Raw genomic sequence first — 13,574 nt, 5'->3', positions numbered from 1 at the left:
GCGCTTGCGTTTTGATAGTGGCTGGCGCTTGTCACACATGGTTTTCAAGAGGAATCGATCTGAAATCCTTGAATTGCGAGCGCAGGCAGCTATCAAACCCATAGTACTTCGCCTCGTGTGCTTAGACCTTGCGAGCCGTTTGCAACGCCGAGGGCGGGCCGGCCAAGCCTCACGCGGGGGGCATTGGTTTGAGGCCACGCCCTAAACTCTGCACCGCATGATGAGCCTGCCCGCCCTCACCCCGCTGGAGCACGCCGCCTTCGTGGCCGCGGGGCTGCTCACCTACATCGTCATCACGCGCGTGCGGCGCCAGCGGCGCCACCCCTATGCGGCGCTGGCCTGGGTGATGGGCATCGCGGCCTTTCCGTACCTGGGCCTGCCGCTGTTCCTGGTCTTCGGCACGCGCAAGGTGGTGCGCCCGGCCACGCAGCGCCAGCCCATGCCCGCTGGCCCATGGGCTGCAATGGCGCCCGACTGGGCCACGCGGCTGCTGGCGGCGCTGGGCGCGGCCGGCGCGCGGCCGCAGGCGGCGGTGCGCTTTCAGGCCGAGGGCGAGCACGCGCTGCAGGCGGTGCAGGCCGTCATCGGCTCGGCACGGCACACGCTGGACCTGTGCACCTACGTGCTGGGCGACGACGAGGTGGGCGCCCTGATCGCCGCCGCGCTGGCCGAGCGCGCCCGCGCCGGCGTGCGCGTGCGCCTGCTGGTCGACAGCATCGGCAGCCTGAAGAGCGCGCACAGCCACGACGAGCTGCTGAAGCGCGCCGGCGTGCACACGCGCCTGTTCATGCCCGCGCTGGGCAGCCCCGGGCGCGGCCGCGTGAACCTGCGCAACCACCGCAAGCTGCTGATCGCCGACGGCGCGCGCGTGTGGTCGGGCGGGCGCAACCTGGCCAACGAATACTTCATTGGCCGCGTGGGCGAGCCGCCCTGGCTGGACCTGAGCTTCACCGCCGAGGGCGCGCTGGCCGCGCAGGCGCAGGCACTGTTCGACGGCGACTGGCGCATCGCCCGCGGCGCGCGCCAGGCGCTGCGCCTGGGCTATGCCGAGCGGCTGGCGCGGCTGGACGCGGAGCTGGACGCCGACACCCCCTGCCACGCCGACACGCTGCCGGCCGAGCTGCTGCCCGCCGACGTGGCGCTGGCGCAATGGGTGCCCAGCGGGCCGGACTTTCACGAGGACATCCTGCACGCGCTGCTGGTGTCGGCCGCCTTCCACGCCGAGCAGCGCCTGCTGCTGGCCACGCCCTACTTCGTGCCCGACGAAGGCCTGCAGGAGGCGCTGGTGCTGGCCGCCAAGCGCGGGCTGCAGATCACACTGCTGCTGCCCAGGCAATCCAACCACCGGCTGGCCGACTGGGCACGCGGGCGCGCCGTGCGCGAGCTGGTCGAGGCCGGCGTGAACGTGCGCCTGCTGCCCGCCATGCTGCACGCCAAGGCCGTGGTGGTCGACGACGTGCTGGCCCTGTGCGGCTCGGCCAACCTGGACAGCCGCAGCCTGTTCATCAACTACGAGGCCATGGCCGCCTTCTACGGCCGGGCCCAGATCGACTGGCTGGCCGACTGGATCACGCGCACCGCGGCCGATGGCGAGCCGGCATCCAGCAAGCCGCCAAGCTGGCTGCGCGACATCGGCGAAGGCATCGTGGCGACGGTGGCGTTCCAGCTGTGAGCGGCGCTGCGCTCGAACGCGGGCGGCCAGGGGCAGAATTAGGGGGGGGGGAGACTTGGTATATTTTCACGGGCATGAAAAACGGATCCAGCGCCTGTATATCAGGCGCTGGCAGCTATGAATTCATGACCGACATACCGTGCCAAATCGTTATCGCTTGATTTACCTTTTTTATTCCAATTCCAGATCTAAGCTGCAATAGCTCGTCATTCCGGCCCAAGCCGGAATCCAGACGGCGTGTGCGGAGAAACATGGATCCCGGCCTTCGCCGGGATGACGGTGATGGACGCATTGAATTGGAAATGGAATGACACGCCCTGAGTGCGCGCACCGCCCGCCCCAACAACGAAAACGGCGCCCTAGGGCGCCGTTTTTCGCTGCGTTGGCCGCGCTACCCGCGCGGCAACTGGGTTTTTAGCGGCCGTCGCCGTCGAAGTCGCCCGGCAGCGCGTGCTCCACGCGGTGCCATGCGGCACGGGTCGAGGCCTTGGCTTCTTCCCAGGTCAGGCGCGATTGGCCTTTGACGCGCTCCCAGTCGGCCTGCAGCGCCGACTCGATGTCGTCGTAGCGGCGGCCGGCGTGGCGGCCGTAGCCGTCGTAGCCCAGGCGGTAGGCGGGGCCGTAGTCGTCGTACGTGTAGCCCGCGCGGTAGCCCGGCGCCAGCGTGTAGCTGTCGCGCCAGTAGGCTTCCTCGGCGGCCGGGTTCACCACCCGGGCCACGCCGTGCCCCGCGGCGCCGCCGGCCAGGCCACCCACGGCCGCGCCCACGGCCATGCCCACCGGGCCACCCACGGCGCCCACCAGGGCACCCGTGGCCGCACCGGCGCCGGCACCCGTGCCGGTGGCCAGGTTGTGCTTGCCCACTTCGTCACCCGCCTTGGGGTTCACGGCTTCGCCCAGGCCCTTGCCGGCCTTGCTGCCCAGGCCAGCGCCCACGGCGGCACCCACCGCGGCGCCCACCGGGCCGCCCACGGCGCCCACGGCCGCGCCGGTCAGCGCACCGGCGCCGGCACCGGTGCCGCTGGCCAGTTGATGCTCTTCCAGCTGGTCGGTGGCCTTGGGGTTGACCACTTCGCCCACGCCCTCGCCCACCTTGGCGCCGGCCACGCTGCCGATGGCCGCGCCCACGACGGCACCCACCGGGCCGCCGGCCAGGCCGACGGTGGCCCCGGCCAGCGCGCCGGTGCCGGCACCGGCACCCGAGGCCAGGTTGTGCTCATGCAGTTCATCGTCGGCCTTGGGGTTGATCACCTCGCCCACGCCCTTGCCGGCCATGCCGCCGGCCGCGGCGCCGATGGCGGCACCGGCCACGGTGCCGAGGGGCCCGGCCACCGAGCCCATGGCCGCGCCGGTCAGCGCACCGCCGGTGGCGCCCACGCCGGTGGCCACCTTGTGCTCCGACGGCTCGCCGCCCAGCGTGGGGTCGAGGTTCTCGGCCACGTCCTTGCCGGCCAGGCCGCCGGTGACGGCGCCGATGATGCCGCCGACGACGGTGCCCACCGGGCCGCCCACGGCGGTGCCGATGGCGGCACCTGCGGCAGCGCCGCCCGCGGCGCCCACGCCGGTGCCCACCGGGTGCGCACCGGGTTCACCGGTGATGGGGTCCTGGTTCAGATCCTTGGCGATTTCCTTGGCCATGATGTCGAGCTCCTTGAAAGTGTTGTGACTTGAAAGTTGGTTGTTGAACCGATCCGATGTGTTTCAGCGACTGCTGCATCGGTGAGCGCAAGTCTCCGGCGCGGCACGGGCGCGGCCTGTCAGCCGACACCGACGCAGCGTGTGAGCGCGGCGACGCGCCGCGGGTACTCAAGCGCCTTTCAGGACATCAGCGCGCGCACGAAAAACGCGCTCGGCACCGCGATGGATACTGGCGTTGTTGCTATCGAATCAGGAATGACCATGCGGCGTGATGAAGATGCCCGCATGGCGCCATGCAGGCCGACGCGCGCGTGACGTCGCCCGGCCGCGGGTTTGCGCCGAGCCCCACGGCAGCCCGGCACGCCCTGGAATAAACCGCCGCCTGCGCCGATTCGGAAGGCGCCGCAGCCTTGACCGACGCTCAGGCCGCGGCCGTGCGCTCGTCGGCGGCGATGCGCCCCGCCTCCACCGTCAGCCGGCGCTGGCACAGCGCGGCGATGGCGCGGTCGTGGGTCACCAGCACCAGCGTGGTGCCCTGCTCGCGGTTCAGGTCGAACATCAGTTCCATGATCTTCTCGCCGGTGGCGAAGTCCAGGCTGCCGGTGGGCTCGTCAGCCAGCAGCACGGCCGGGTGCACCACGAAGGCGCGCGCCAGCGCCACGCGCTGCTGCTCGCCGCCCGACAGCACCTTGGGGTAATGGCCCAGGCGCTCGGCCAGGCCCACGCGGTGCAGCATCTCGGTGGCGGCGGCGCGCGCGTCGCGCCGGCCGGCCAGCTCCAGCGGCAGCATCACGTTTTCCAGCGCCGTCAGGTTGCCCATGAGCTGGAAGCTCTGGAACACGAAGCCCACCTTGCGCGCGCGCAGCGCGGCGCGCTCGTCCTCGCTGACGGCGAACAGGTCCTGCCCATCCAGCCGCACCGTGCCGCGCGTGGGCGTGTCGAGGCCCGCGATGATCGACAGCAGCGTGCTCTTGCCCGAGCCCGAGGCGCCAACGATGGCCACCGTCTCGCGCGGGGCCAGGCTGAAGTGGATATCGCGCAGAATATCGAGCGTGCCGGTGGAGTCGGTGACCGACTTGAAAACATGCTCCACCGCAATGATCTGGGAGCGAGGGGCGTCGGGCGGTGTGCCGGGCGTTGAATCCGTCATTGAAAAGGCCGTTTTTTGTACCGACGACACTTTATCCGCTCCGTCCTGAGCGCCGCCGCACTGGCTGCAACCGCACAAGCCGCGCAGGCGGCCGAGCCCACCATCCTGGTGGTCGGCGACTCCCTCAGCGCCGAATACGGCATCGCCCGCGGCACCGGCTGGGTGGCGCTGCTGGAAAAAAAACTCGCCGCCGAGAAGATCGCCGCCAAGGTGGTCAACGCCAGCATCTCGGGCGACACCACGGCCGGTGGCCGCTCGCGCCTGCCGGCGCTGCTGAAGACGCACCAGCCCGCCATCGTGGTGATCGAACTGGGCAGCAACGACGCGCTGCGCGGCCTGTCGCTCGACATGACCGCCGCCAACCTGACGGCCATGACGCAGGCGGCGCAAAAGGCCGGCGCCCGGGTGCTGCTGGCCGGCATGCAGATGCCGCCCAACTACGGCGCCGACTACGGCAAGCGCTTCTTCGCGCTGTACCCGCAGGTGGCCAAGGCGCAGGGCGCGGCGCTGGTGCCCTTCTTCCTGAAAGGTGTGGCCGACCGCGACAACGCGCTGGAGCTGTTCCAGAAGGACCGCATCCACCCCACGGCCGCCGCGCACCCCCTCATCCTGGGCAACATGTGGCCCGAATTGCAGAAACTGCTGCAGAAAAAGTGATCGCGCGACTTGCCCTGCCCCCCGTCATTCCGGCGCAAGCCGGAATCGACTGCGGCGTCTCCAGTGCCGCATGGATTCCGGCTTGCGCCGGAATGACGGTGGCGGCGTGGCCATCCTTGCACAACCCATGAGCGTTCACCCCATCGCCGCCGCCGACGCGCTGGCGCGGCTGCACGAATTCAGCGCCGTCATCGACGCGCGCAGCGAGAGCGAATACGCGCTCGACCGCCTGCCCGGCGCCATCAACTGGCCGAGCCTGAACGACGAAGAGCGCGCCCGCGTCGGCACGCTGTACAAGCAGGTCAACCCGTTCGAGGCGCGCAAGCTGGGCGCCGCGCTGGTGGCGCGCAACATCGCCAGCCACATCGAGCGCGAGGCCATGGACAAGCCCAAGAGCTGGCAGCCGCTGGTGTACTGCTGGCGCGGCGGCCAGCGCAGCGGCGCGCTGTCGCTGGTGCTGGGGCAGATCGGCTTTCGGGTGACGATCATCGAAGGCGGCTACAAGGCCTTTCGCAACGCCATGCTGGCCGACCTGCCGGCGCAGGCGCAGCGCCTGCACTACCGCGTGGTGTGCGGGCCCACCGGCTCGGGCAAGACGCGCCTGCTGCACGCGCTGCAGGGCGCCGGCGCCCAGGTGCTGGACCTGGAAGGGCTGGCGCACCACCGCGCCTCGGTGCTGGGCCTGATCCCCGGCCAGCCGCAGCCGTCGCAGAAGCAGTTCGAGATGCGCGTGTGGGATGCCCTGCGCCACTTCGACGCCGCGCGCCCCGTCTACGTGGAGGCCGAGAGCAAGAAGGTCGGCAACTGCACCGTGCCCGATGCGCTGATGCAGGCCATGCGCGCCAGCCCCTGCCTGCGCGTGGACTTGCCGGACGACGAGCGCGTGGCGCTGCTGCTGGAGGACTACCCCTTCTTCATCACCGACCCCGACTTCTTCTGCCGCCGGCTCGACACGCTGGTGGCGCTGCGCGGCCGCGCTGTGGTCGATGAATGGAAGCAGCTGGTGCACAGCGGCCAGACGCCCGCCGTGGTGCGCGAGCTGCTGGAAAAGCACTACGACCCCGGCTACGCCAGCTCCACGCGCCGCAACTTCGCGCAGTTCGACGGCGCCCTGCGCGTGGCGCTGCCCGATCGCTCGCACGCCAGCCTGGAGGCCGCCTGCACCGCGATCCTGCAGCAACAGGGCCTGGGATCGATGGCAGCGCTGTCGACTTGAAGATGCGCCGGATTTTTTGAACGCAGAGAACGCCAGGACTTCGCGAAAGGCGCAGGACAAAGATGGTGAAAACCCTGCGTGACTTCAGCTTTCACAAGCGATGGTGGCCATCTTCTTGGCTTGATGATCAAGAAGTCTCGGATGACGCGCGGGCCGCATCCGCCGTGTGGGAGCGGGCTGGCCCGCGATGGGGCGGTCGCGCCGGGCGATGCGCTGAATCGCGGGCAAGCCCGCGCCTACAACGCTGCCCGATACTGGTTGCTGATCAAGCTTCGTTGATGACCGGCAGATGATGCTTCTGCGTCTTCAGCGCTGCTTCGGCGATTTCTGCGTTCAAGGGTTTTTCAAGCTGCTGTCTTTCGAGTCCATAACAGGCCCAGCCCTGTAAGCAAGGAGCCACCGCCATGCCGCAACTCGCCCGCCGACCCTGGGTGCCCGAGCCGTCCGAAACGCTGGTGCAGCAGCTGGCCGCGCGCACGCACGCGCAGGCGCCGGCCGAGCTGATCGCGCAGATCGACGCGCTCATCGCCGAGAACCACCGCCTACACGACCAGCGCGGCATCAACCTGAACCCCGCCAGCAACGTGATGAACCCGCGCGCCGAGGCGCTGCTGTCGCAGCACCTGGGCACGCGCGCTTCGCTGGGCTACCCCGGCGACAAGTACGAGGTGGGGCTGGACGCCATCGAGCAGATCGAGGTGATGGCCGCCGAGCTGGCGGCCGAGGTGTTCGGCGCCCGCCATGCCGAGGTGCGCGTCGCCTCGGGCGCCTTGAGCAACCTGTACGTCTTCATGGCCACCTGCCAGGCGGGCGACACCATCATCGCGCCGCCGGCCGACATCGGCGGCCATGTCACGCACCACCAACCCGGCGCGGCGGGCTGGTTCGGCCTGCGCACCGTGGCCGCGCCCATCGACGCCGCCGCCTACAGCATCGACATCGACGCGTTGCGCCGGCTGGCACACCAGGTGAAACCCAAACTCATCACCGCCGGCGGCAGCCTGAACCTGTTCGAGCACCCGGTGGCCGACGTGCGCGCCATTGCCGACGAGGTGGGCGCGCTGCTGATGTTCGACGCCGCCCACCTGTCGGGCATGTTCGCCGGCCACGCGTGGAAGAACCCGCTGGCCGAGGGCGCGCACGTGATGACGATGAGCACTTACAAGAGCCTGGGCGGCCCGGCCGGCGGCCTGATCGTGACCAACGACGACGCGCTGGCGCAGAAGCTGGACGCCATCGCCTACCCCGGCCTCACCGCCAACTTCGACGCCGGCCGCGTAGCGGCGCTGGCGCGCGGGCTGATCGACTGGAAGGTGCACGGCCGCGACTACGCGCAGGCCATGCAGGCCACCGCCCGCGCGCTGGCCGAGGCGCTGCACGCGCTGGGCCTGCCGGTGCATGCGATGGAACGCGGCGCCACGCAGTCGCACCAGCTGGCGCTGCAGGCGGCGCGCTGGGGCGGTGGGCAGACCGCGGCGCGGCACATGGCGCGCGCGGGGCTGCTGGCCTGCGGCATCGGCCTGCCCATCGCGCCGGTGCCGGGCGACATCAACGGCCTGCGCCTGGGCGTGCCCGAGATCGTGCGCCTGGGCATGGGGCCGTCGCACATGCCGGCGCTGGCGTCACTGATCGGGCGCGCGCTGGGCGCCGACGATGCGCTGGTGCTGGCCGATGAGGTGGCGGCGTTCCGCGCGCAGTTCAGCGGCGTGCATTACGTGACCTGAGGGACGGTTATCCAAGGGGTGTATTCATATACTCCCACACCATATGGCTGCTAGCGCCCGATTGATGGGCGCTGAATACACATACTCCCTAGTCATGATGTAGGAGCGGCGGCAGCCGCGAAGGGACGCATCCGCCTGCACGAGACGCCCCTTCGCGGCTGCCGCCGCTCCTACCCAGAGAAATCGTGGTGTGCGCCAGGCCCGGTTCAAGCAAGGGGAGCGATTCATATACTCCCCCATAATATACCCGTCAGCGCCCTATTGACAAACGCTGAAGACACATACTCCCCAGTCTTGATGTGGGAGCGGCGGCAGCCGCGAAGGGACGCATCCGCCTGCACGAGACACCCTTCGCGGCTGCCGCCGCTCCTACCAAAAGAGAAATCGTGGTGTGCGCCAGGCCCGGCTCAATCGCCGCCGCCCCCGCCGCCATCGCCACCACCGTCGCCCGTGCCCTCGGCCTCGGGCGCGTCGTTGTCCATCCAGGCGCCACCGCCGTCGCCCTCGCCGGCGGGGTTCGACTTGCGCTCGGCCTTCTGGCGCGCCTTCTCTTCCTTCTTGCGTTTCTTTTCCAGCTCGCGCTGGCGTTTTTCAAAGCCGTAGTTGGGGGTTGCCAATGCGGTGTTCTCCTTCAGGTTCAGGCCACTGTAGCAGGGGCGGGTGCGGCCGGCGGCTCCTGCCAGCGCACGGCGCCGCGGTAGGCGTGCCAGCTGGCATGGCCCAGCAGCGGGCCGATGACCACCAGCCCCAGCCCCCAGGTGGCCAGGCCGATGCCGATGAGCAGCGTGATCAGCAAGCCCCACCACAGCATGGTGACGGGGTTGGCGAACATCACGCGGATGCTGGTGAGGGCGGCGCTGATGGCGTCGGTGTCGCGGTCCAGGATCATCGGGATCGACACCACGGCGGTGGAATACACCAGCAGCGCGAAGATGCCGCCCACCATCAGGTAGACCAGCACGAACTCGATGTTCTCGGGGTTGAAGATGGCCTGCAGCACGCCCGTGGTGGACGGCATGCCGGTGTTGAAGAACACCGCGAACACCACCAGCGAGGCGCGGCCCCACAGCAGCTCCAGCACGATCAGCACCAGCACCAGCATGCCCATGCTGCGGATGTGCCTGTCCCACGCGGTGAGCGAGGTGCCCAGCGCCGGCTGCTCGCCCGCCTCGCGCCGGCGGCTCACGTCGTACAGGCCCATGGCCAGAAACGGGCCGACCAGCAGGCAGCCGGAGGCGATGGACATCACGTACTCGGGCTTGTTGCGGAACACCAGCGTCAGCACCACCGCCATCAGCCAGAAGCACACGCCGTAGAACAGTGCGATGCCCGGCGCCGCGCGCAAATCGGCCCAGCCCCTGGCCAGCCAGCGCAGCGGATCGCGCAGGCCCAGCGGCACCATCACGGCCTGCGGCACGGTGGTGGGGGGCGGTACGTAGGGTTGGTAGCCGGCGGCTTCCTGCACGGGTGGCGATGCGGCGGGCGGGGAATCGGTGGCGCGGTCGGTCATGCAGCGGGCGGGGCGATGAAGTTGTCGCGGCCAGCATAAGCCAGCGCCCGGCGGCGTGGCAAGCCGCTCGAACCCTACACCGGGCCTACCCCTGCGCCTGCCAGATGCGCTGCCACACCTGCCGCAGGGCCGCGCCGATGCCCTGGCGCGAGAACACCGCGCCCTCGCCCGCCGCGGCGCGCGCCGGCGGCATGGGCTGCCACGCGCCGCCCTGGCGCCGCGCCACGGCAAAGTTGAAGCTGTAGGCCGGCTCCAGTCCCATGCGCAGGTCGCTCAGCACCAGCGCATCGCCCTGCAGGCGCGCGCGCATGAAGCCGCCGTTGAACCACAGCAGCCGCTGCACCGCCGGCAGCTGCCCCGCCGTCTGCAGGGCCGCCGCATCGCTGGCGTGCGCGGTGAAGCGCATCGGCCCACGGTCGGCCACCACCGAGCGGTCGCCGATCAGGTAGCCATCGGGCGTCATCACCACCACGCGGTACAGCAGCGTGTTGAACGGCGTGGCGACCGAAAAGCGCGGCGCCTCGGCCAGGCCCATGGTGGCCAGCGTGGCCGATGCGGCGCGGTCCGCCATGCCCTTGGCCAGCACCGACCAGCCCAGGTAGGCCGACGACACCACCAGCCCCGCCACCAGCGCGCGCTGCGCCAGCACCCGGTGGCGCGCCAGCCAGGCCACGATGCAGGCCAGCAGCAGCCAGATGGTGTAGAGCGGGTCGATGATGAACACCGTGGACCACCAGGTGGGCTGCACCGGGATGGGCCAGAACAGCTGCGTGCCGTAGGAGGTGAAGGCATCCAGCAGCGGGTGCGTGATGAGCACCGCCAGGATAGCCCACAGCCAGCGCCGCGGCGCCTGCGCCACGCGCCCGCCGCGCTGGCGGAACGCCCACCAGATGAACCACGCCACGAAGGGCAGCACGAACAGCGAGTGCGAGGCGCCGCGGTGCAGCGTCATGAGCTGGATCGGGTCGCTGGTGAAGCGCGCGATCAGCAGCCCGTCCAGATCGGGCAGCGTGCCCAGCGCCGCGCCCGCCAGCAGCGCCGCGCGGCGGTGCGCCGGCGGCGCGATGGCGGCGGCCACGGCGCCGCCCAAGACGATTTGCGAAAGGGAATCCACGGCGATGAAATGCGAATGAAATCAGGCGCCAGCGCAATACCAGAGAGCGCCAGCAGCTACATCAACCATAGCAACTCAGATCGGCAACGCCACCGCCAGCGCCTGCGCCAGGTCGGCCTGCAGGTCGGCCACGGCCTCCAGCCCGAGCGAGAAGCGCACCAGCGTGCCACGCGCCAGGTGCGCCGGCCACTGCGTGCGCATGCTGGCCAGGTCGTAGGGCACGACCAGGCTCACCGGGCCGCCCCAGCTGTAGCCGAGCTTGAACAGGCGCAGCGCATCGCAGAAGGCATCGACCTGCGCCGCCGGGTAACGCGCGTCGACGATGACGCTGAACAGCCCCGCCGCCGCGCCCTGGCCGCGCGCGTCGGCCGCGCCGCACACCTGCTGCCAGGCGGCGTGGCCGGGCGCGTCGTCCAGCGCCGGGTGCAGCACCTGCGCGAAGGCGGCCTGCCCGCTGCACCAGCGCGCCAGCTCGCGCGCGGCGTGGTCCTGCGCGCGGTAGCGCAGGCCGATGCTGGGCAGCGCGCGCAGCACGGCCTCGGCGTCGTTGGCGCCCACGCCCAGGCCGAGGCGCATGTGGGTCAGCTTGAGCTTCAGGTGCAGCGCCTCGTCGCGCGTGGTCACGGCGCCCATCAGCACGTCGCCACCGCCGCTGGGGTATTTGGTGAGCGCGTGGGCCGATACGTCGACGCCCAGGCCCTGCCCGTCCAGGTCGAAGGGGTTGAAGGCGATGCCCGCGCCCCAGGTGTTGTCGAGCGCGCTGACCACGCCGCGCTGGCGGCACAGGCGCGCCTGCGCGATCAGGTCGGGGAACTCCATGGTCACCGAGCCGACGGCCTCCAGCCACACCAGCTTCGTCCGGTCGGTGATGCGTGCGGCCAGGTCGGCCACGCTCAGCGGGTCGTAATAGGCGTGGCTGATGCCGAACGCGGCCAGTTCGCCCTCGGCCAGCGCCTTGTTGGGGCCGTAGGCGTTGTCGGGGATCAGCACTTCGTCGCCCGTCTGCAGCAGCGCCAGCGCCACGTTGGCAATGGCCGCCAGGCCGCTGGGCACCAGCACAGTCTGCAGGCCGCCTTCGAGCGCGGCGATGCGCTCTTCCAGCACGAAGGTGGTGGGCGTGCCGTGCAGGCCGTAGGTGTAGCCGCTCTTGGTCTTCCAGTCGCGCGTGCGCATGGCGGCGACGCTGGGGAAGATGACGGTGGAGGCCTTGAACACGCCGGGCTGCGGCGCGGCAAAGCCTGCGGGCGGCTGGTAGGGGTGGTGGATGAGCTGGGTCAGCGGGTCGGTCATGCGGCAATGGTATTGCAGCGGCCCCGGCCGGCGCGCGGCGCGGGGCTTGGCGCGGCGGGCGGCCCGTGGCGCGGTGGCGGGTCTCGCTCGGCCACTACGTTATCAATAGCTTCTTGCGCCCGTCATTGAATGATTTCAGAGGCAAATCAATCTGAAATGCCCGGATAACGGGCGCAAGCAGCTATCGAAAAAAAAGCACCCTCAACCCGGCGCGCGCAGCAGCCACTCGGCCTCGCGCGTCTGCGGGCTATCGGGGTAGCGCTGCTGCAGCGCCGTCAGCACGGCGCGCGCCGGCTCGGGCTTGCCCAGGCCCTGCACCAGCACGCGCACGATCAGCTCGTAGGCATCGGGCACGCTGGCGTGGCCGCGGTAGCGCTTGTCGAAGCCCTTGAGCAGCTCCAGCGCGGTGCGCGCGTCGCCGCCCTTCCACGCCGCCTGCGCCAGCGCCAGCGTGTGGCCGGCCTCCTCCAGCGCGAAGTCGGGCGCCCTGGCGCGGCAGGCGCTCCAGGCGCGCAGAGCCTCGGCGCGGTCGCCGCGCGCCAGCAGCAGCGCGATCATGCGGCGGCCGTGGTCGGCCAGCGTGGCCGTCTGGTCGGACAGCAGCAGCGCCTTGTGGTAGCGGCGGTGCACGGCCACGGCCTCGGGCTGGGTGCGCACGGCCTCGCGCGCGGTGGCCAGCGCGCCTTGCAGGTCGCCGTCGGCAATCATCTGGCCCACCTCGGCGTCCAGCTGGCGCTCGGCCAGCTTCTCGGGCGACAGCGCGGCGGGGCCGGTGGCGGGGGCGTCCTCGCCGCCGCCGGGCAGCAGGTCGATGCCCAGCGCGGCGTGGTTCTGGTACATCACGTAGCCCATCAGCGCCGCCATCACCCAGCTGAAGTAGGCCAGCACCAGCAGCAGCACCGGCAGCGCCAGCCACACGCCCAGCGCCGGCAGCAGCATGCCCAGCACCATGGGCGCGCCCATGCTGAGCAGGAACAGGAACAGGCACAGCAGCAGGTACGGCGCGCCGATGGCGGTGATGGTGGTCAGCTGCATCAGCGGGTTGATGGCCTGGCGGAAGCTGTGCGACTGCACCAGCACCATGATGGCCGCCGGCAGCGCCAGCGACACCAGCACGTTCAGCAGCAGGTACAGCCCGGGGCTGCGCCGCCCCACGAAGCCCAGCACCATGCCCTGCACCAGCAGCAGGGCGAACAGCTTCCAGGGCAGCGGCTTCCAGTCCGGGTCGTCGTGGCGCGGGTAATCGGCGGTGCGCAGCAGCCCCTGCGAGGCCAGCGCCATCACCTTGAAGGCGTAGCGGCTGACGGCCAGCATGAAGCCGATGACGACCACCAGAATCGCCAGCCACAGCTCCAGCTTCATGAACAGGCCGATAAGCAGGCCGCTGAGCGACAGCAGCAGCCCGTAGGTGAGCGGCTCGCGCTGGAACGGAAAGGCGAAGAAGCTGTTGAGCCGCAGCCAGAACGGCGTCGGCCCGCTGGGCGCGCCGCGGCGCGCCTGGCCTGGGGGCGCGGTGGTGCTCATGGGGTTCCCTCCTGTGCTGCGGCGCTGGCTGCGGCCGGGGCCGCGGCGCGCCAATTTCGCGAAATTGTAACGATAAGTC

General features: G+C 70.5%; 11 protein-coding genes. 4 read left to right on the top strand and 7 right to left on the bottom strand.

Annotated elements, in window-relative coordinates; translation table 11 throughout:
* The first annotated feature begins 220 nt into the window (after positions 1–220).
* Positions 221–1,672 (top strand): phospholipase D-like domain-containing protein, encoded by a 1,452-nt coding sequence (locus ACFSCU_RS15165; protein ID WP_377561075.1) that lies wholly within the window; start codon positions 221–223, stop codon positions 1,670–1,672.
* A 414-nt stretch (positions 1,673–2,086) separates the two neighbouring features.
* Here the strand turns inward: ACFSCU_RS15165 and ACFSCU_RS15160 are convergent, their stop codons facing one another.
* Positions 2,087–3,310 (bottom strand): glycine zipper domain-containing protein, encoded by a 1,224-nt coding sequence (locus ACFSCU_RS15160; protein WP_180549434.1) that lies wholly within the window; start codon positions 3,308–3,310, stop codon positions 2,087–2,089.
* Positions 3,311–3,731: 421 nt separating this feature from the next.
* Positions 3,732–4,460, bottom strand: a complete 729-nt coding sequence (locus ACFSCU_RS15155; protein ID WP_377561074.1) for an ABC transporter ATP-binding protein — start codon at positions 4,458–4,460, stop codon at positions 3,732–3,734.
* A gap of 15 nt (positions 4,461–4,475) precedes the next feature.
* On the opposite strand from ACFSCU_RS15155, the gene ACFSCU_RS15150 reads away from it, so the two are divergent.
* The 3 genes from ACFSCU_RS15150 to ACFSCU_RS15140 all read left to right on the top strand — a co-directional run bounded on the left by ACFSCU_RS15150 (position 4,476) and on the right by ACFSCU_RS15140 (position 8,057).
* The gene (locus ACFSCU_RS15150) at positions 4,476–5,117 is read left to right on the top strand and encodes an arylesterase (protein WP_377561073.1); all 642 of its coding nucleotides are present in this window, start codon (positions 4,476–4,478) and stop codon (positions 5,115–5,117) included.
* 127 nt (positions 5,118–5,244) lie between these two features.
* A complete protein-coding gene (mnmH, locus tag ACFSCU_RS15145; protein ID WP_180549435.1) occupies positions 5,245–6,333 on the top strand; it encodes a tRNA 2-selenouridine(34) synthase MnmH in 1,089 nt (362 codons plus the stop codon).
* A gap of 404 nt (positions 6,334–6,737) precedes the next feature.
* Positions 6,738–8,057, top strand: coding sequence for a serine hydroxymethyltransferase (locus ACFSCU_RS15140; RefSeq protein ID WP_377561072.1), 1,320 nt, complete (start codon positions 6,738–6,740; stop codon positions 8,055–8,057).
* A gap of 407 nt (positions 8,058–8,464) precedes the next feature.
* Here the strand turns inward: ACFSCU_RS15140 and ACFSCU_RS15135 are convergent, their stop codons facing one another.
* From ACFSCU_RS15135 to ACFSCU_RS15115, 5 genes are all read right to left on the bottom strand, one after another.
* Positions 8,465–8,674 (bottom strand): hypothetical protein, encoded by a 210-nt coding sequence (locus ACFSCU_RS15135; protein WP_180549437.1) that lies wholly within the window; start codon positions 8,672–8,674, stop codon positions 8,465–8,467.
* 20 nt (positions 8,675–8,694) lie between these two features.
* Positions 8,695–9,567 carry a DUF2189 domain-containing protein gene (locus tag ACFSCU_RS15130; protein WP_377561071.1) on the bottom strand — a complete coding sequence of 291 codons (873 nt, stop codon included), beginning with the start codon at positions 9,565–9,567 and terminating at the stop codon, positions 8,695–8,697.
* 85 nt (positions 9,568–9,652) lie between these two features.
* The gene (locus ACFSCU_RS15125; RefSeq protein ID WP_180549438.1) at positions 9,653–10,681 is read right to left on the bottom strand and encodes a metal-dependent hydrolase; all 1,029 of its coding nucleotides are present in this window, start codon (positions 10,679–10,681) and stop codon (positions 9,653–9,655) included.
* A gap of 75 nt (positions 10,682–10,756) precedes the next feature.
* The gene (locus tag ACFSCU_RS15120) at positions 10,757–11,971 is read right to left on the bottom strand and encodes a PLP-dependent transferase (RefSeq protein WP_180549439.1); all 1,215 of its coding nucleotides are present in this window, start codon (positions 11,969–11,971) and stop codon (positions 10,757–10,759) included.
* A gap of 201 nt (positions 11,972–12,172) precedes the next feature.
* Positions 12,173–13,495, bottom strand: a complete 1,323-nt coding sequence (locus ACFSCU_RS15115) for a tetratricopeptide repeat protein (protein ID WP_377561070.1) — start codon at positions 13,493–13,495, stop codon at positions 12,173–12,175.
* Between the last annotated feature and the right edge of the window lie 79 nt (positions 13,496–13,574).

It is taken from the genome of Ottowia beijingensis (genome assembly GCF_042680925.1).
Classification (GTDB): Bacteria; Pseudomonadota; Gammaproteobacteria; order Burkholderiales; family Burkholderiaceae_C; genus Ottowia; species Ottowia beijingensis.
This window is presented reverse-complemented; position numbering and strand designations above follow the sequence as displayed.